The sequence below is a fragment of the Streptosporangium sp. NPDC000095 genome (assembly GCF_042899335.1).
GTDB lineage: Bacteria > Actinomycetota > Actinomycetes > Streptosporangiales > Streptosporangiaceae > Streptosporangium.
The window spans coordinates 37,114-52,500 of sequence record NZ_JBIAZS010000005.1; the positions used below are offsets into that span (position 1 = coordinate 37,114).

General features: G+C 68.7%; 17 protein-coding genes. 4 read left to right on the forward strand and 13 right to left on the reverse strand.

The genetic code is table 11. The features are described 5' to 3' along the window. Nucleotides 1–29 precede the first annotated feature (29 nt). The 8 genes from ACFY3V_RS13310 to rpsP all read right to left on the reverse strand — a co-directional run bounded on the left by ACFY3V_RS13310 (nucleotide 30) and on the right by rpsP (nucleotide 5,142). Entirely contained in the window at nucleotides 30–716 is a 687-nt protein-coding gene (locus tag ACFY3V_RS13310) for a ribonuclease HII (protein WP_389773028.1), read from the reverse strand. A gap of 64 nt (nucleotides 717–780) precedes the next feature. Further along, nucleotides 781–1,374 (reverse strand): signal peptidase I, encoded by a 594-nt coding sequence (gene lepB / locus ACFY3V_RS13315; RefSeq protein ID WP_362897713.1) that lies wholly within the window; start codon nucleotides 1,372–1,374, stop codon nucleotides 781–783. Nucleotides 1,375–1,383: 9 nt separating this feature from the next. Further along, a complete protein-coding gene (lepB, locus tag ACFY3V_RS13320) occupies nucleotides 1,384–2,250 on the reverse strand; it encodes a signal peptidase I (protein ID WP_362897711.1) in 867 nt (288 codons plus the stop codon). A gap of 156 nt (nucleotides 2,251–2,406) precedes the next feature. After that, nucleotides 2,407–2,760, reverse strand: coding sequence for a 50S ribosomal protein L19 (gene rplS / locus ACFY3V_RS13325; protein ID WP_350948693.1), 354 nt, complete (start codon nucleotides 2,758–2,760; stop codon nucleotides 2,407–2,409). Between the two features lie 199 nt (nucleotides 2,761–2,959). Beyond that, nucleotides 2,960–3,760: a tRNA (guanosine(37)-N1)-methyltransferase TrmD gene (trmD, locus tag ACFY3V_RS13330; protein ID WP_362897708.1), complete on the reverse strand. Its 801-nt coding sequence runs from the start codon at nucleotides 3,758–3,760 to the stop codon at nucleotides 2,960–2,962. 1 nt (nucleotide 3,761) lies between these two features. After that, nucleotides 3,762–4,301 (reverse strand): ribosome maturation factor RimM, encoded by a 540-nt coding sequence (gene rimM / locus ACFY3V_RS13335; protein ID WP_362897706.1) that lies wholly within the window; start codon nucleotides 4,299–4,301, stop codon nucleotides 3,762–3,764. A gap of 93 nt (nucleotides 4,302–4,394) precedes the next feature. Continuing rightward, nucleotides 4,395–4,637, reverse strand: coding sequence for an RNA-binding protein (locus ACFY3V_RS13340; RefSeq protein ID WP_329091253.1), 243 nt, complete (start codon nucleotides 4,635–4,637; stop codon nucleotides 4,395–4,397). Nucleotide 4,638: 1 nt separating this feature from the next. Beyond that, on the reverse strand, nucleotides 4,639–5,142 hold the full coding sequence (rpsP, locus tag ACFY3V_RS13345) for a 30S ribosomal protein S16 (RefSeq protein ID WP_350948696.1): 504 nt from the start codon (nucleotides 5,140–5,142) through the stop codon (nucleotides 4,639–4,641). Nucleotides 5,143–5,400: 258 nt separating this feature from the next. On the opposite strand from rpsP, the gene ACFY3V_RS13350 reads away from it, so the two are divergent. Then, nucleotides 5,401–5,976 carry a hypothetical protein gene (locus tag ACFY3V_RS13350; protein WP_389773035.1) on the forward strand — a complete coding sequence of 192 codons (576 nt, stop codon included), beginning with the start codon at nucleotides 5,401–5,403 and terminating at the stop codon, nucleotides 5,974–5,976. Here ACFY3V_RS13350 and ffh read toward each other — a convergent pair. The 5 genes from ffh to ACFY3V_RS13375 all read right to left on the reverse strand — a co-directional run bounded on the left by ffh (nucleotide 5,954) and on the right by ACFY3V_RS13375 (nucleotide 12,316). Continuing rightward, complete coding sequence (gene ffh / locus ACFY3V_RS13355; protein ID WP_350948698.1) at nucleotides 5,954–7,513, reverse strand: signal recognition particle protein; 1,560 nt, start codon at nucleotides 7,511–7,513, stop codon at nucleotides 5,954–5,956. The genes ACFY3V_RS13350 and ffh overlap by 23 nt on opposite strands. Nucleotides 7,514–7,598: 85 nt before the next feature. Then, entirely contained in the window at nucleotides 7,599–8,192 is a 594-nt protein-coding gene (locus ACFY3V_RS13360) for an ATP/GTP-binding protein (RefSeq protein ID WP_012888558.1), read from the reverse strand. Beyond that, complete coding sequence (locus ACFY3V_RS13365; RefSeq protein ID WP_386201755.1) at nucleotides 8,173–8,529, reverse strand: DUF742 domain-containing protein; 357 nt, start codon at nucleotides 8,527–8,529, stop codon at nucleotides 8,173–8,175. Before ACFY3V_RS13365 ends, ACFY3V_RS13360 begins: the two co-directional genes overlap by 20 nt. 168 nt (nucleotides 8,530–8,697) lie before the next feature. Further along, nucleotides 8,698–9,111 (reverse strand): roadblock/LC7 domain-containing protein, encoded by a 414-nt coding sequence (locus tag ACFY3V_RS13370; RefSeq protein ID WP_326646986.1) that lies wholly within the window; start codon nucleotides 9,109–9,111, stop codon nucleotides 8,698–8,700. A 43-nt stretch (nucleotides 9,112–9,154) separates the two neighbouring features. Then, nucleotides 9,155–12,316 (reverse strand): nitrate- and nitrite sensing domain-containing protein, encoded by a 3,162-nt coding sequence (locus tag ACFY3V_RS13375; protein WP_362897702.1) that lies wholly within the window; start codon nucleotides 12,314–12,316, stop codon nucleotides 9,155–9,157. Between the two features lie 502 nt (nucleotides 12,317–12,818). Between ACFY3V_RS13375 and ACFY3V_RS13380 the strand changes: the two genes are divergently transcribed. Genes ACFY3V_RS13380 through ACFY3V_RS13390 form a run of 3 tightly spaced genes read left to right on the forward strand, consistent with a single transcriptional unit; the run spans nucleotide 12,819 to nucleotide 15,381 of the window. Then, nucleotides 12,819–13,805 (forward strand): ABC transporter substrate-binding protein, encoded by a 987-nt coding sequence (locus tag ACFY3V_RS13380; protein ID WP_362897700.1) that lies wholly within the window; start codon nucleotides 12,819–12,821, stop codon nucleotides 13,803–13,805. After that, nucleotides 13,802–14,590, forward strand: a complete 789-nt coding sequence (locus tag ACFY3V_RS13385) for an ABC transporter permease (protein WP_350948702.1) — start codon at nucleotides 13,802–13,804, stop codon at nucleotides 14,588–14,590. The genes ACFY3V_RS13380 and ACFY3V_RS13385 overlap by 4 nt, the downstream gene beginning before the upstream one ends. After that, the gene (locus tag ACFY3V_RS13390) at nucleotides 14,590–15,381 is read left to right on the forward strand and encodes an ABC transporter permease (protein ID WP_389773041.1); all 792 of its coding nucleotides are present in this window, start codon (nucleotides 14,590–14,592) and stop codon (nucleotides 15,379–15,381) included. The genes ACFY3V_RS13385 and ACFY3V_RS13390 overlap by 1 nt, the downstream gene beginning before the upstream one ends. Nucleotides 15,382–15,387 lie beyond the last annotated feature (6 nt).

A 15,387-nucleotide genomic window follows, 5' to 3' on the forward strand; every position in this document is an offset into this window, starting at 1 on the left:
CTGTTAAACGCCCACCCCGGCCCGCCCGATCAGACGGCACCGGCCCCCACTTCATTCTCACCCATCACCTCGCCCGCTCCTGACCGCGCCACCGTCGAGAACGAGAAGCGGTGATCCGGACACGGGCCGTAGGTTCTGAGAGCCCTGCGATGGTCGGCGGTGCCATACCCCTTGTGCACGGCGAAGCCGTACCGGGGATGGCGTTCGTGCAGCGCCACCATCATCTCGTCCCGCGTCACCTTGGCCACGATCGAGGCCGCGGCGATGCAGGCCGCCACCTGATCTCCCTTCCACACACCCAGCGACGGTGCGGGCAGGCCGGGGACGGGAAACCCATCGGTCAGAACGTAGCCGGGGTGACAGGGTAGTCGCGCCACCGCCCTGCGCATTCCTCCGATGTTGGATCTGTGCAGCCCTTGGGCGTCGATCTCACCCGGCGGGATCACCACCACGCTCACCGCCCGCGCGGTCGCCATGATCCGCTCGTACAGCGACTCGCGCCGGGAGGCCGTGAGCAGCTTGGAGTCGTCCAGGCCGTCGATCCGGCCGCCCAGCACCACGGCGGCGACCACCAGCGGCCCCGCACAGGCACCTCGACCGGCCTCGTCGACCCCCGCCACGGGACCGAGCCCGCGGCGGCCGAGAGCCCGCTCGTAGCCGTACAGTCCCGAATCCCGCCGGACCACGCTGGGTCTGGGGCGAAACGCGACCGTCATGGCACCACGGGTAGCACAGCGACCATGACCAGAGAGTACGCCCCCTACGGGGCATTCGGTACCGCTATCTCACCTTCAGGAAGCTCTCCGGTCTGCTGAGAACGGCGGCCCTGGAGAACGGCCAGTAGATCGCGACGGCACGGCCGATGACGTCACTCTCGGCGACCGTCCCCTCCCCCAGTCTCTCCTCGTGGGCACGCGAGTCGGCGGAGGCGGTGCGGTGATCGCCCATCACCCACAGCCGCCCCTTGGGAACGACCTTCTCGAACGACTCCCCCGAGGGGAAGTCGTCAGGGTGGAGATAGGAACCCTCTTCGAGCGGCACCCCGTTGACCGTGATCCGCTTCTTGGCGTCGCAGCACTTCACCGTGTCACCGCCGACCGCGATGACCCGCTTGATGGTGTCCTCGCTGTTCCAGCCCTTGAAAACGACAAGATCGCCGCGCTCGGAGTCACCGTGCAACTTGTTGACGACCACCCGGTCGCCCACCAGAAGGGTGTTCTCCATCGACTCGGACGGGATGTAGAACGACTGGAAGACGAAGGCCTGCAACAGCAGCGCCACCACCACCCCGCACACCAGCAGGAACAGTGACTCGCGCAGGCCACCGCCCTTACCGTTCTTCTTTTTCTTCTCAGCCTCGGGTTCGACGGTCATGAGATCCGGCTACCGCCTTGAGAGCCGGCGACGACGCCACAGCACCAGCGGCGCGGCTCCCGCGAAACCCGCGAGGAGCGGTGTCGCCCCTCCCACGGCCGCGGCCGCCTTGAGGGCCGGTTGGCCGAAGATGTCGGGAATGGGAAGGGTCGTGGCCCTGGAGAACGGCCACACGATCACGAAGGCCCGGCCGATCACCTTGTCCACCGGGATCGTCCCGCCACCGGGGTCGCCGAGGTGGGAGCGGGAGTCGAGGGACACCATCCGGTGGTCGCCCATCACCCACAGGCGGCCCGCACCGACCTTGGCCTCGAAGAAGCTCTGGGACGGCACGTCGCCCGGGTAGAGGTAATCCTCGTCGAGAGGAACCCCGTTGACCGTCACCCTGCCCTTGTCGTCACAGCACTTCACGGTGTCGCCGGGGACGCCGATGACCCGCTTGATGTAGTCCTTCTCACCGGGAACCACCCCGAAGGCGGTACCGACCCAGCGGAAGAACCCCGCGACCGGGTTGGACGGCTCCTCGATGGAAACCTCGGGGTCCCAGGAGTCGACCCCGGAGAAGACCACCACGTCGCCGCGCTCGATGTCACGGACGTGATAGACGAGCTTGTTGACCAGCACCCGGTCGTTCGTGAGGAGGGTGTTCTCCATCGACTCCGACGGGATGTAGAACGCCTGGATCACGAAGGTCTTGATGACGAGGGCAAGCACCAACGCCACGACGACCAGGACGGGCAACTCCTTCCAGAAGGAGCCCTTCTTCTTGCCTTTGCCGTCCTCGGCGCTCTTCTGAGTGTCTTCGGCGACCACGTCCACCTCGTCCTCGACAGGTCGACGCGAAACCGCGCCGTACTCCCGGTCCTCGCTAGTCATCGCTGACGAGCCTAGATGATGGGCGGTACCAAGTGCTTGAGTGACGGGGTACCGCATAGCCATGCGTATTGCCATAGGAGGTCAAACCTCCTTACATGCGACTGGCCCGCTCCCCGGTGAAGGGGGCACGGGCCAGGCCGACGGGCGCTGACGCGCCTAGCGGGCTTCGCGCTTCTCGCGGATGCGGGCGGCCTTGCCGCGCAGGTCACGCATGTAGTAGAGCTTGGCGCGGCGGACGTCGCCACGGGTCACCAGGACGATCTTCTCGATGACCGGGCTGTGCACCGGGAAGGTCCGCTCGACGCCCACGCTGTAGCTGACCTTGCGGACGGTGAAAGTCTCACGGGAGCCGCCGCCCTGACGGCGCAGGACGAAACCCTTGAAGACCTGGACACGGGACCGGCTGCCCTCGATGACCCTGACGTGGACCTCAAGAGTGTCACCGGGCCGGAAGTCCGGGACGTCGGTGCGGAGCGAGGACTTCTCAAGCTCGCTGATCAGCGTGTGCATGGCAGTGGTACCTCATTTACGAACGCACCCGGAGGTCCATCCGGCCGCGACGGAGCGGCGTCGCGATGGACACGCGTGCTGAAGTGGACTATGTCTCGGGACTGGCCGGCCGACCGGCCGCGATGAAACCGGTCTGGGGACCGGATGGGCAGTCGGCGGCAACGCTTCAGTCTGCCATATTTTCCCGACCGACCGGAAATCAACCGGTCAGAGCGGCCGAACCGGCCTGGCCCGCCTCGGGCAGCTCCAGCTCCGCCAGGACCTGCCTGTCGTGCTTGTCCAGGCTCTCCCGGTCGAGCGCCGCCAGGAGTTCGGGCCGGTTTCTCGCGGTACGGCGCAGCGCCTGGTCGCGCCGCCACCTGGCGATCTTCCCGTGGTGCCCGGAGAGAAGGATCTCCGGCACCTCGTGCCCCCGCCACTCGGGCGGTTTGGTGTAGACGGGGCCCTCAAGAAGGTTCTCCATCGCGCCGGGCGCGAAGGAGTCGTCCACCGCCGAGTTGACGTTGCCAAGCACGCCCGGCAGCAGCCGCCCGACGGCCTCGATCATCACCAGCACCGCCACCTCACCCCCGGCGAGCACGTAGTCGCCGACGCTGACCTCGTCCACGCGCATGCGGGCGCCGTACTCGGCCATCACCCGGGAGTCGATGCCCTCATAGCGGGCCGGGGTGAACAGCAGCCACGGCTCGGCGGCGTACTCCATCGCCAGCCTCTGGGTGAAGGGCACGCCACTGGGGGTCGGCACGATCATCCTCGGGACTCCGGCCGGGCCCGAGGCGAGGACCGCGTCGAGGGCCTCCCCCCACGGGCCGGCCTTCATCACCATGCCGGGACCACCGCCGTAAGGGGTGTCGTCCACGGTGCGGTGCACGTCGTGGGCGTGGTCGCGGAGCTGGTGGAGGTGGACGTCGAGGATGCCGCGCTCACGGGCCTTGCCGATGAGGGAGACGTCGAGGGGGGCGAAGTACTCGGGGAAGATGGAGATGACGTCGACCCGCATGTCAGACCATCTCGTCCGGGTCGAGCAGTCCGGCAGGGGCGTCCACGACGAGGAGGCCCTTGGCGAGGTCGATCTCCGGGACCAGCGCCTTGACGAACGGCACGTAGACCTCGGCGGCCCCGGCAGCCCTGGCCCCCGGCTTCCCGCGCCGTACGACGAGCAGGTCCTGGCCGTGGTGGAGCACGTCGGACACCTCTCCCACCGGCTCGCCGTCCGGCTTGACCACGGTGAGGCCGATGAGCTGGTGGTCGTAGAACTCGTCCGGATCCTCGGGGGGCGGGATGTCGTCCGAGTCGATGACGAGCATGGTGCCGCGGAGCTCCTCGGCCCGGTCGCGGCCGGTCACACCCTCGAACCTGACCAGCAGGATCCCGGAGTGCCAGCGGCGGGACTCGACGACCAGCGGGCCTGTCGACGCGGGGTCCGTGGCCAGTGCGGTGCCCGGGGCGAAGCGCCTGTCCGGCTCGTCGGTGCGCACCTCCACGGACACGTCCCCGCGGAGTCCGTGCGGGCGGCCGATCCGGCCTACGACGAGCTGCACGCCCGCCTCCTCACGTAATGGTGTCTGTGAAAAACGGACGGGCCACCCACACTGGGCGGGTGGCCCGTTCGCTCGATGGACGCGTCTCGCCGGCTAGCGGGCCTCGTTCAGGTCGAGAAGATCGACCCGGACGTACTTGCCGTCACCAAGGGCGTTCACGACCGTGCGAAGCGCCTTGGCCGTCCGACCGCCGCGGCCGATGACCTTACCGAGGTCCTCGGGGTGGACCCGGACCTCAAGCACACGCCCGCTGCGGATGCGGCGAGCGTGAACCTGGACGTCGTCAGGATGCTCGACGATGCCCTTCACCAGGTGCTCGAGGGCCTCCTCGAGCACCTCAGGCCTCGCCTTCCGGCTTCTCCTCGGCGGCCGCAGTGGGCTCAGCCGGGGTCTCGGCGGCGGCCTCTTCGGCCTTGGGGGCCTCGGCCTTGGGAGCGGCCTCCTCAGCCTTGGGAGCCGACTTGCGGGTCGACTTCTTCGGCGTGGTGGCGGCCTCCAGGGAGAGCGACTCCTTGGCCGCGGCCTCGTAGACGGCGTGACGGTCGGCCTTGGGCTCGGCGACCAGGAGCGGGGCCGGAGCCGGCTCGCCCTTGAACTTCTGCCAGTCGCCGGTGAGCTTGAGGAGCTTGAGCACGGGCTCGGTCGGCTGCGCGCCGACACCCAGCCAGTAGGCCGCCCTGTCGGAGTCGACCTCGATGCGCGAGGGGTTCTCCTTCGGGTGGTACAGGCCGATCTCCTCGATCGCCCGGCCGTCACGCTTGGTGCGGCTGTCGGCGATGACGATGCGGTACTGCGGGTTGCGGATCATGCCGAGCCGCTTGAGCTTGATCTTGACTGCCACTGGTGTGGTCTCTCCTGCATTAGAGCGTGGGTGAGCGGCGTCTCATCGAGTGGGGCACGAGGAGAGGACCGTCCAAGGGACAGGCATGGCACGCGGGAGTGAGAGGGCAACCGCGTGTCACGATGTTCCAACATGTCATTGTGCCAGACGTGCGGGGGTGCCCTGCCAACTCGCGGCCATCCGGTACGGCGGCCGGAGGGCAAATCTCGGTAATCCCCGTGTGTCCGGGCCCCCCTCCGGGGCGGCCTGGTGCGCTAAATGGCCGCCGTGGCAACCACCCTCAGATCCCTGCTGCTGACCGCGACCGGATCCATCGCCGTGCTGGGCACGGTGCTGGCCATCAGGGCGACGACTCCGGCGGGCCAGGCCGACGTGTTCCCGGCGCCCGTCTCGTCCCCCACCGGCGGCTCTGCCGACAGCTCCGCCAGGACCTTCGCAGGACCTTCGGGAGCCGCGGAAAGCCCGGAGAACCGGGGAGCGCCCACCTCACCGGTGATCCCGGTCCCGCTGGAGGACTCGGCCCCGCTGGGGCTTCTGCCCCCGTGGGGTATCCCGATCCCACCGGGGGCACCCGCGCGAGTCGCGTCCCCGCCGTCCTGGCCGTCCCTGGCACCCCCGCTCTCGCCGTTGGCGCCTGTGCCGCTCCCCCCGCCGTTCCCGCTGTACTCACCACGCGAGGGGGAGGCCGGGGCGCCGAGGTGGGAACACTATCTGGGGCGTACCCCGAGGAGTTCGAGCACGGCGACGAGGATGAACCCCCCGACGATGATCACCCAGATCCACCTGGCGCGCGCGTGGAAGCCGTCGTCGCTCATTTCTGGCCGGGGAACTTGAACTTCGAGGGGTCGAAGCCCGGCGGCAGCTCCATGCCGGGCGGCAGCTGCTGCCGGGAGCCCAGCTTGCCGAGGAGTCCGTTGCCCGCGGAGGGCGCGGGCTCGTCGGCCTTGCCGGGGGCGGCCTTGCCGAGCGCCGCCTTGCGCGGATCTCCGCTGACCCTGCGCCCCTTGGCCGCCTTCTTCTGCGCGGCCTTGCCACCCTTGCGACCACCCGGCATGCCGGGGATGCCCATGCCGCCGGCCATCCGCTTCATCATCTTCTGGGCGTCGAAGAAGCGGGTGACCAGGCCGCTCACCTCGGTCACCGTCACACCGGAGCCCTTGGCGATGCGGGCTCGGCGAGAGCCGTCGATCATCTTCGGGTTGTGACGCTCGGCGGGGGTCATCGAGCGGATGATGGCGGCGATGCGGTCGAGGTCGCGGTCGTCGACCTGGTTGAGCTGATCACGCATCTGCCCCATACCGGGCATCATCCCGAGCAGGTTCTTGATGGGGCCCATCTTCTGGACCATCATCATCTGCTCAAGGAAGTCTTCCAGGGTGAAGTTCTCGCCCGAGGTGAGCTTGCTCGCCATCTTGGCGGCTTCGGCCTCGTCGAAGGTCTTCTGGGCCTGCTCGATCAGGGTGAGGATGTCACCCATGTCGAGAATGCGCGACGCCATCCGGTCGGGGTGGAAGGCGTCGAAGTCCTCGAGCTTCTCACCGGTGGAGGCGAACATGATCGGCCTGCCGGTGATGTGGCGGACCGACAGGGCGGCGCCACCGCGGGCGTCGCCGTCGAGCTTGGTCAGCACGACGCCGTCGAAGCCCACGCCCTCCATGAATGCCTGGGCCGTGGAGACGGCGTCCTGGCCGATCATGGCGTCGACGACGAACAGGACCTCGTCGGGCGAGACCGCGTCGCGGATGTCGGCCGCCTGCTTCATCAGCTCCTGGTCGATGCCCAGGCGGCCCGCGGTGTCGATGATGACGATGTCGTGCTGCTGCCGCTTGGCGTGGTCGATCGACTGACGGGCCACCGCGACCGGGTCGCCGACGCCGTTGCCCGGCTCGGGCGCGTAGACCGCGACGCCCGCGCGCTCGGCCACGACCGAGAGCTGCTGGACGGCGTTGGGCCGCTGGAGGTCGGCGGCGACGAGCAGCGGCGTGTGGCTCTGTTCCCGCAGCCAGCGGGCGAGCTTGCCCGCCAGGGTCGTCTTGCCCGCGCCCTGCAGGCCCGCGAGCATGATGACGGTCGGCGGGTTCTTCGCGTAGCGAAGCCGCCGGGTCTCACCGCCGAGGATCTCGATGAGCTCGTCATTGACGATCTTCACGACCTGCTGCGCCGGGTTCAGCGCCTGGGAGACCTCGACGCCGCGGGCGCGCTCCTTGACCTGGGCGACGAACGCCTTGACCACGGGCAGCGCGACGTCGGCCTCGAGCAGCGCGATACGGATCTCGCGGCAGGTCGCGTCGATGTCGGCGTCGGACAGCCGACCCTTGGATCGAAGGGAGGAGAAGACCGATGTCAGCCGGTCGGAAAGCGTCTCGAACACGTGATTGGCCAGCCTCTGCGCTACAGGTCTGCGACTCGACCTCCCAGCCTATCCGCTGGGAGGTGCGACTGACGCCCTCCCTCGGTCAGCGACCCCAGCCGGGGACGGCCATCCGCATGGTGAGCGCGTGCTCGACAAGCGTGATGAGCGTGGCCTTCACCGCGTCGCGCGAGCGGGCGTCGGTCCGGGAGATGGGGATGTGAGGCGCGAGTGTCAGAGCCTCGCGTACCTCCTCCTCACCGTGGAGGTAGGTGCCGTCCCAGCCGTTGACCGCGACGACGAAGGGGAGTTTGGCCTCCTCGAAGTAGTCGATCGCCGGGAAGCTGTCGGCCAGCCGCCGGGTGTCGACGAGCACGATCGCACCGATCGCGCCGCGCACCAGGTCGTCCCACATGAACCAGAACCGGTGCTGACCCGGCGTACCGAACAGGTACAGGATCAGGTCACGGTCCAGCGAGACACGGCCGAAGTCCATCGCGACCGTGGTGGTCGTCTTGTTCGGTGTGAGGCCGAGGTCGTCGATCCCGGCGCTGGCGTCGGTCATCACCGCCTCCGTGGTCAGCGGCAGAATCTCCGACACCGCCCCCACGAAGGTGGTCTTGCCGACACCGAATCCACCGGCGACGACGATTTTCGTCGATGTCAGGCCGCCGCCGCGGCTAGAGCCTGCGAAGTCCACTGAGCACCCTTTCCAGCAGGTTGAGATCCGGCTTACCCGCGTCCAGCTGCGGCTGGTGGATCTGCACCAGGCCCTCGGCGGCCATGTCGGCCACCAGGATCCGGGTCACGCCGAGCGGGATGCGGAGCATCGCGGAGATCTCAGCGACCGAACGCACTTGCCGGCACAGGCCGCTGATCGCCTGATACTCCGGGGTGCGGGTGGATAAATCATGATGTATGGAGGTTGCCGAGGAGACCAGGGCCTCCAGGGCGAGTTGGGTCCGGGGGGCTGTGCGCCCCCCGGTCACCGCATACGGACGGACGAGGGAGCTCTGCTCCGACGGCGCCGGGTGCATGAGATGCGAAGGAGCGCCCTGATTCCGGTAGGGGTCGTCCATCGATTGATAGGGACCGCCCTGTTGCCGATGGGGGTCGTCCATTGATTGATAGGGATACCCGCCGTGCGGGTCCCCCTCACCGATCCAACCACGGCCTGCCACGGCAGCCTCCTCGCGTCATCGCCGTTACCGTGAATGGGAAGACTGCAGCTCAGCGCGAACGGCAGGAGTCAGCACCTGGCCCGCCCGCTCGACGAGCATCGTCATCTGGTAGGCCACCAGTCCCATGTCACAGTCAGCGGCGGCCAGCACCGCCAGACAGGAACCGTCACTGATCGACATGATGAGAAGCAGCCCTCGCTGCATCTCCACCACGGTCTGGGTGACCGCTCCGCCCTCGAAAACCCGGGACGCCCCCTGGGTCAGGCTGATCAAACCCGCCGCTACCGCGGCCAACTGGTCTGCCCTGTCCCTGGGGAATCCATCCGAATACGCCAACGGCAGACCGTCTGCTGACACGACGACCGTGTGCGCCACACCCGGGACGTTGTTCACAAAGTCAGTGATCAGCCAATTGACCCCCCGGGCGGCCTGGCTCATTTCGCGCACGTGTCATCCTCCTTGGCGACCATGATGAGCTCGCTCACCGGTCCTCCTTGTTTCCTTCAACGTCCCGGCCGAAGTCGGGATACGGCCGCCCGTCTCCGGCTCCGCCCCTGGCGGCCGCGCGCCCCTGCCGTACTCCCTGCTGGAAGCTCGCCAGTCTGTTGCGCACCGCCTCCGGGGAGATCGTCGGCCGGTGCACGGGAGCTTGGGGTGCCGCGCTCAGGTCGGGCGCGGCCGTACCGGGTACCAGGTTCGCCTTGGGCACCCGTTTGGGCAGCCCGGAACCGGTGATCCCCCCGAGTGAGGGTTCGCTGGCGGCCTTGGCCGCCTGCCAGCCCACGTCGGCGGGCGACGACCAGCCGTTCCCCTGGGAGGGGGCGGCCGGCTGCGAGAGCTGGACGGTCTCGTGGGCGACCTGGGTCTCGGGGGCCGCCTCGGCCCGTTCCTGAACGGCCGGAGCCGGCTCGACCTTCCTGAACCAGTCGGACTCGACGGCCGCGAAGATCGGCAGGAACTCCTCCTTCGCCTCTTCCATGGGCGAGGAGTCGGGGATCACCGGCAGCGGGCCGGTGTTGTCCGCCGGGTCGAAGACGCGCCGCCCGAACGGTCCGGAGTCGCCGGTGGACGGCCATCCCCCGGAGTCGCCGCGCGAGGCGGCCGACCAGACGTCGGAGCCGCTGTCCCTGCTCTGCTGCCCGCCGGGCCAGACGGGGGCGTCGCCACGCGCGGGCGCGCTCTGGCCCGCCGACCACGTCCCCACCTCGCCACGGGGTCCGCCCCGTCCCTGCCACCCCGGGGGGTCGGGCTGGGAGACGTTCGGCCAGCCGTTGGGATCGGCGCCGGGCGGCGGTACCTGTCCCGGCCAGGGGGTGTCGACGGGCGCCTGCCCGAACTGGCCGCCTCCGAGGGGAGGCTGCGAGGCGTCGAAGGAGTTGAACTGCTGCCCCAGGTCGAAGGAGGCGAACGAGTTCTGGTGGGCGGCCTCGAACGAGGCGAAGGAGGGTATCGGGGGGGCCGCGGGGCTGGCCAGCACGGGCGGGCGGTCCATGGAGGCCATCGACCCCGCCCAGTCGCCGCTCTGCATGCCACCGGGAGGTCCGCCCGGACGGTTGGCGACGGCGAGCAGGTTCTCCGGGAGCAGGACCATCGCGGTCAGACCGCCACTGTCCTGCTGCCTGAGCTGGACGCGGATGCCGTGCCTCAGGGCGAGGCGGCCGACCACGAACAGGCCCATCCTGCGGGAGACGGAGACATCCACCACCGGCGGGTTGGCCAGTCGCCAGTTGGCCTGGGAGAGCTCCTCGGCGGTCATGCCGATGCCGATGTCGGTCACCGAGACCATCACCCCGCCGCCGTCGATGCGGTTGCTGGAGACGATGACCTTGGTCTCACGCGGGGAGAAGGAGATCGCGTTCTCCACGAGCTCCGCGATCAGGTGGACGACGTCGTTGACGGAGGTGCCCGCCACGGACACTCCCGCGGACAGCTGCAGGTCGACCCGCTCGTAGTTCTCGACCTCCGACAGCGAGGCGCGGACCACGTCGATGAGCGGGACCGGCTGGCTCCACCGGCGGGCGGGCTCCTGGCCCGCGAGGACGAGGAGGTTCTCGGAGTTGCGGCGCATGCGGGTGGCGAGGTGGTCGAGGCGGAAAAGGCTGCCGAGCCGGCCCTCGTCCTGCTCGCCCTGCTCCAGGCTCTCGATGAGGGAGAGCTGGCGCTCGACCAGGGTCTGGCTGCGCCGGGAGAGGTTGACGAACATCGAGTTGACGTTGCTCCGCAGCGTGGCCTCCTGGCCCGCCAGTCGCACGGCCTCGCGGTGGACCTCGTCGAAGGCCCGGGCCACCTCACCGATCTCGTCGTCGGAGGCGACGCCGATCGGGGTGATGTCGGTGGTCGAGACCTCGCCGCTCTCGCGCATGGTCTGGACGGTCTCGGGAAGACGCTGGCCGGCGATGGACAGCGCCTCGGTGCGGAGCCTGCGCAGCGGCCTGACCAGCGAGCGCGCCATGACGGCGGTGATGATCAGGACCAGGAGGAGCAGCAGTCCGCTCAGCCCAGCGGCGATCAACGCGCCGCGCTGCTCGGTCGCCTGCAGGACCTCGCTCTGCATGATGAGGGCGCCGGCGACCTCTTCCTCCACCGTGCGCATGCGCTCGACGACGTGGTTCGAGGCGTCGAGCCAGGTCGCCTGATCGGTGAGCGCGCTTTTCGAGACGTCGACGTTCCTCAGCGGCTGGCCGTTGAGCGCCATGAAGACGGCGCGGGCGCGCATCGCCGCCGCGCGGTCCTTCTTCTGGCCGCTGACCGTGTCGTCGTAGAACTGGCGCTGTTCGACCGACGCCTCGGAGCGGAAGGTCGCGAGCTCTCCGTCGAACTGCGCGCGGGCGGCCAGCATGGCGTTGAGGCCCTCGGCGCTGAACCCCCTGACGGCGAGGGCGACGGCGAGGTTCGCCCGCTCCCTGGACACCTGTTCCTTCGCCCTCGCCAGCGCGGCGAACGCGACCGCGCCACCGGCGAGCTCCTGGTCGGAGACGCCCTGGATGATCTCGTCGTGCAGGGCGAGCAGGTCGGCGATGGTACGGGAGTACATGGCGATCGTGGGCTGGGCCGGCAGCTGGGTGTTCTCCCCCGAGGCCAGTTCGCGCACGCTCTTGATCTCGTCGATGCGACGGCGGATCTGGGTGAGCTCGGTCTCGCCCCGGGTGCCGAGGGTCTCCAGCAGACCGCTGTCGGCCATCGCGGCGTTGACGCGGGGGCTCACCTGCCCGACGGCCTCGTCGACCTCTTCGTACTGCTTGCGCAGGTTCGGCTTGCCGGTGGACGGACGGCCCTGCGCCACGAACCTGGCCGACAGGTCTCGCTCAAGCTGCAGCTCGTCGACCAGGTCGCTGAGACCCGCCGTGAGCTCGGCGGTGGTGCGCACGCGCTCGTAGTCGGCGGCGCTGCTGATCGAGCCGGTGACCCGCAGGCCTCCCAGCACGATCGCGGCCACCGTGGGAACGACGATGAGCGCGATGAGCCGCGACCTCACCCGCCAGTTCTTGAGCGCTAGCTTGCTGCCGTTTCTCGCGGACTCCTCGGAGTCGCGACCGTCGAGGTCCTGACCCGGGCCGCTCCGCGGCCGCCCCCCCTGGTTGTCGAATCCCAGGGCAGGTGCCGGCCCGGATTCGCGTTCGCTGGGGATTGACGCTGTCCTCACTGGCCTCCGCTGCCTCTCCTCGGATCGTCTGCTTGGAGGGGATCGCGTCACGCAAATGATGTGCGAGTGACGCCGACGCATCCATGGGGTAGGGGTTATTGGAGCACAGCCGGATCAGTTCGGCCAACAGCACATAACTCGCATTCTTCACTTAACGGGTACACAGCACCCGTAACCGGGCGATGACTCTCCGCCCTGTAACCGCAAACTTCCACAAAGTTGCCAAACATATTTATTGACATCTTTCGCTATGCCCGCTACATCCGCTCACCCGGTTGATTGATACGCATGTGACAACCGAGACAGCTATGACCGCTTTGTGGCTTCGGGGCGATAGGGGCGAAAGAGGTGATATTTGTAATTTGACTGATCTACTCCGCTACTCTGATCCGCGGTCGGCATACCCCCCTTTGACCAACATGCCTCCCGGGACCCTCTCCATGTCGCCCGTTGAGTTATCGCGAGTTCCGGCAAGGGCGGTCAAACGCAGCTAAGGAGACCCATGAGGTTCAAACTTGCGAGCCGGGCCGTCGTCGCGGGAGTGGCCGCGGCCCTCGTGCTCACCGCCTGCGGAGGATCTGACACCCCCACTGACACCACCGCGGCGAACGCGGGTGGCCTGGAGAAGACCAGCCTCAAGATGGGGGCGCTGCCGATTCCCGACTCCGCCGCACTCTACATCGCCAACAAGAGGGGGTTCTTCAAGGAGGAGGGGCTCACCGTCGACATCGAGCCGGTGCCCGGCGGCGCCCAGGCCCAGCAGGGCCTCATCGGCGGCAGCCTGGACGCCACGCAGACCAACTACGTCTCCACCTTCCTCGCCGTCTCCAAGGGCCAGAAGATGAAGATCATCTCTGACCTCTACCAGGCCGCCCCCAACTCCTTCAACCTCATGGTGCCGAAGGACTCCACGATCAAGACGCCGGCGGACCTCAAGGGCAAGAAGATCGCGGTCAACAGCAAGCAGAACATCGGCACCCTGGCGGTGACCACGGTGCTCAAGACGCACGGCCTCTCCGAGAAGGACGTGGAGTTCGTCGAGTTCCCCTTCCCCGAGATGGGGGCCCAGCTGGCGAGCGGGGTCGTCGACGCCGCCTGGATGACGGAGCCGGCCCTCACCGCGTCGCAGAAGGTCATCGGCGCCCAGAAGCTCGCCGACACGATGGTCGACTCCACCGCCGACTTCCCCATCGCGGGAGTGGCCGTCACCGAGAAGTTCGCCGCCGACAACCCCAAGACGGTCGCCGCCTTCCAGCGGGCGATCGCCAAGGCCCAGCAGATCGCCGCCACCGACCGCAAGGCCGTCGAGGAGATCCTGCCGACCTACACCAAGATCGACGCGGCGACCGCGGCCGTCATCACGCTCGGGTCCTTCCCCACGAGCCTCGACGAGACCCGCCTGCAGCGGGTCGCCGACCTCATGCTTGAGCAGGGCTACCTCACCAGCCCCATCCAGGCCAAGTCCATCCTTCCCGGAAACCTCGGGTGACACGGCGCAACCCGCTCGACAACAGACTGCTCTGCGGCGCCCTCGGCGTCGCGGGGCTGTTCTGCGTCATGGAGGCGGCGGGCCGGGCCGGGCTGATCGACCCGCTCGCGTTCCCGCTCGCCTCCACGGTGCTCGTCCGGGCGGCCGCTCTCGTGACGGACGGGGAGTTCCTCTCCGACGTCGCCTCGACCCTCGGCGCGTGGGCGACCGGGCTGCTGCTCACGGTCGCGATCGCGGTGCCCGCCGGGTTCCTGCTCGGCAGCCTGCCCCGCGTGGAGAGCGCGCTGCGGCCGATCGTGGAGTTCCTGCGCCCGATCCCGTCGATCGCGCTGATCCCCCTCGCGCTCGCCGTGTTCTCCGACAGGTTCGACATGAAGGTCACCCTGGTCGTCTACGCGGCGACCTGGCCCGTCCTGATCAACACGATGTACGGCCTCAAGGACGTCGACCCGCTCGCCAAGGAGACGCTCCGCAGCTTCGGGTTCGGCAAGCCGGCCGTGCTGTGGCGGGTCTCCCTGCCGAGCACCGCGCCGTTCATCGCCACCGGTGTCCGGCTGGCGTCGGCGATCGCGCTCATCGTGGCGATCAGCACGGAGCTGATCGGCGGTGGCTCCGACGGCATCGGCAGCTACGTCCTGGAGAGCGCGGGCGCGGTGGACACGACGGAGTACGTCATCGCCGCCGCCATCTGGGCCGGTGTCATCGGGGTGGTCACCAACGGCCTGTTCGTGCTCGCCGAGCGGCGGCTCTTCCGCTGGCACACCGCCCGTACGGAGGTGGTGTGATGAACGGCGCGATGCGTGCCGTCGGCCGGCTGTGGCCGGTGCCGGTCGTCGTGCTGCTGTGGGAGCTGGTCACCCGCTACCTGGAGATGCTGAGTTTCCCTCCCCCGTCGCAGATCGCCGCGAGTGGATACACGATGTGGCTGACCGGCCCCGCGGAACAGCTCTGGCTCACCGACGCGGCGCTGGAGAACCTCCCGGCGAGCGTCGGCCGTCTGCTGGCCGGATGGGTGCTGGCCGGGATCGTCGGGATCGGCCTCGGGGTCGCCCTGGGCCGCTCCCCGCTGCTCTTCCGTCTCGTCGATCCGCTCGTCCAGTTCGCCCGCGCCATCCCTCCCCCCATGCTGCTCGCGCTGTTCCTGGCGCTGTTCGCCATCGGCCCCCGGATGCAGATCAGTTTCATCGCGTTCGGCATCGTCTGGCCGATCCTGATCAACGCCTGCGACGGCGCCAGGCACGTCGACCGTCAGCACCTGGACACCGCGCGCGTCTTCGGGCTGTCGGGCCGCGAGCGACTGTTCCGGATCATCCTGCCCTCGGCGATGCCGAAGATCTTCGCCGGTCTCCGGGTCAGCCTGTCGCTCGCGCTGATCCTCATGGTGCTCTCCGAGCTGATCGGCAGCGTCGACGGGATCGGCTTCCAGCTCCTGGACGCCCAGAGGTCGTACGACTTCCCCGGCGTGTGGGCGACCATCGTGGTGCTCGGCGTCCTGGGATACGCGCTCAACTCGGCGTTCCTCGCGGCCGAGCGACGTGCCCTGTCCTGGCACCGATCCGCCAAGCAGACGACCTGAGGACCT

Bases quoted from the DNA above. Each gene is read 5' to 3' on its own strand.
- rplS (WP_350948693.1), bottom strand. From the start codon at position 2,760: ATGCACACGCTGATCAGCGAGCTTGAGAAGTCCTCGCTCCGCACCGAC.
- ACFY3V_RS13370 (WP_326646986.1), bottom strand. From the start codon at position 9,111: ATGAGCCAGGCCGCCCGGGGGGTCAATTGGCTGATCACTGACTTTGTG.
- ACFY3V_RS13310 (WP_389773028.1), bottom strand. From the start codon at position 716: ATGACGGTCGCGTTTCGCCCCAGACCCAGCGTGGTCCGGCGGGATTCG.
- ACFY3V_RS13365 (WP_386201755.1), bottom strand. From the start codon at position 8,529: ATGCACCCGGCGCCGTCGGAGCAGAGCTCCCTCGTCCGTCCGTATGCG.
- ACFY3V_RS13390 (WP_389773041.1), top strand. From the start codon at position 14,590: ATGAACGGCGCGATGCGTGCCGTCGGCCGGCTGTGGCCGGTGCCGGTC.
- lepB (WP_362897713.1), bottom strand. From the start codon at position 1,374: ATGACCGTCGAACCCGAGGCTGAGAAGAAAAAGAAGAACGGTAAGGGC.
- lepB (WP_362897711.1), bottom strand. From the start codon at position 2,250: ATGACTAGCGAGGACCGGGAGTACGGCGCGGTTTCGCGTCGACCTGTC.
- ACFY3V_RS13380 (WP_362897700.1), top strand. From the start codon at position 12,819: ATGAGGTTCAAACTTGCGAGCCGGGCCGTCGTCGCGGGAGTGGCCGCG.
- trmD (WP_362897708.1), bottom strand. From the start codon at position 3,760: ATGCGGGTCGACGTCATCTCCATCTTCCCCGAGTACTTCGCCCCCCTC.
- ACFY3V_RS13350 (WP_389773035.1), top strand. From the start codon at position 5,401: ATGGCCGCCGTGGCAACCACCCTCAGATCCCTGCTGCTGACCGCGACC.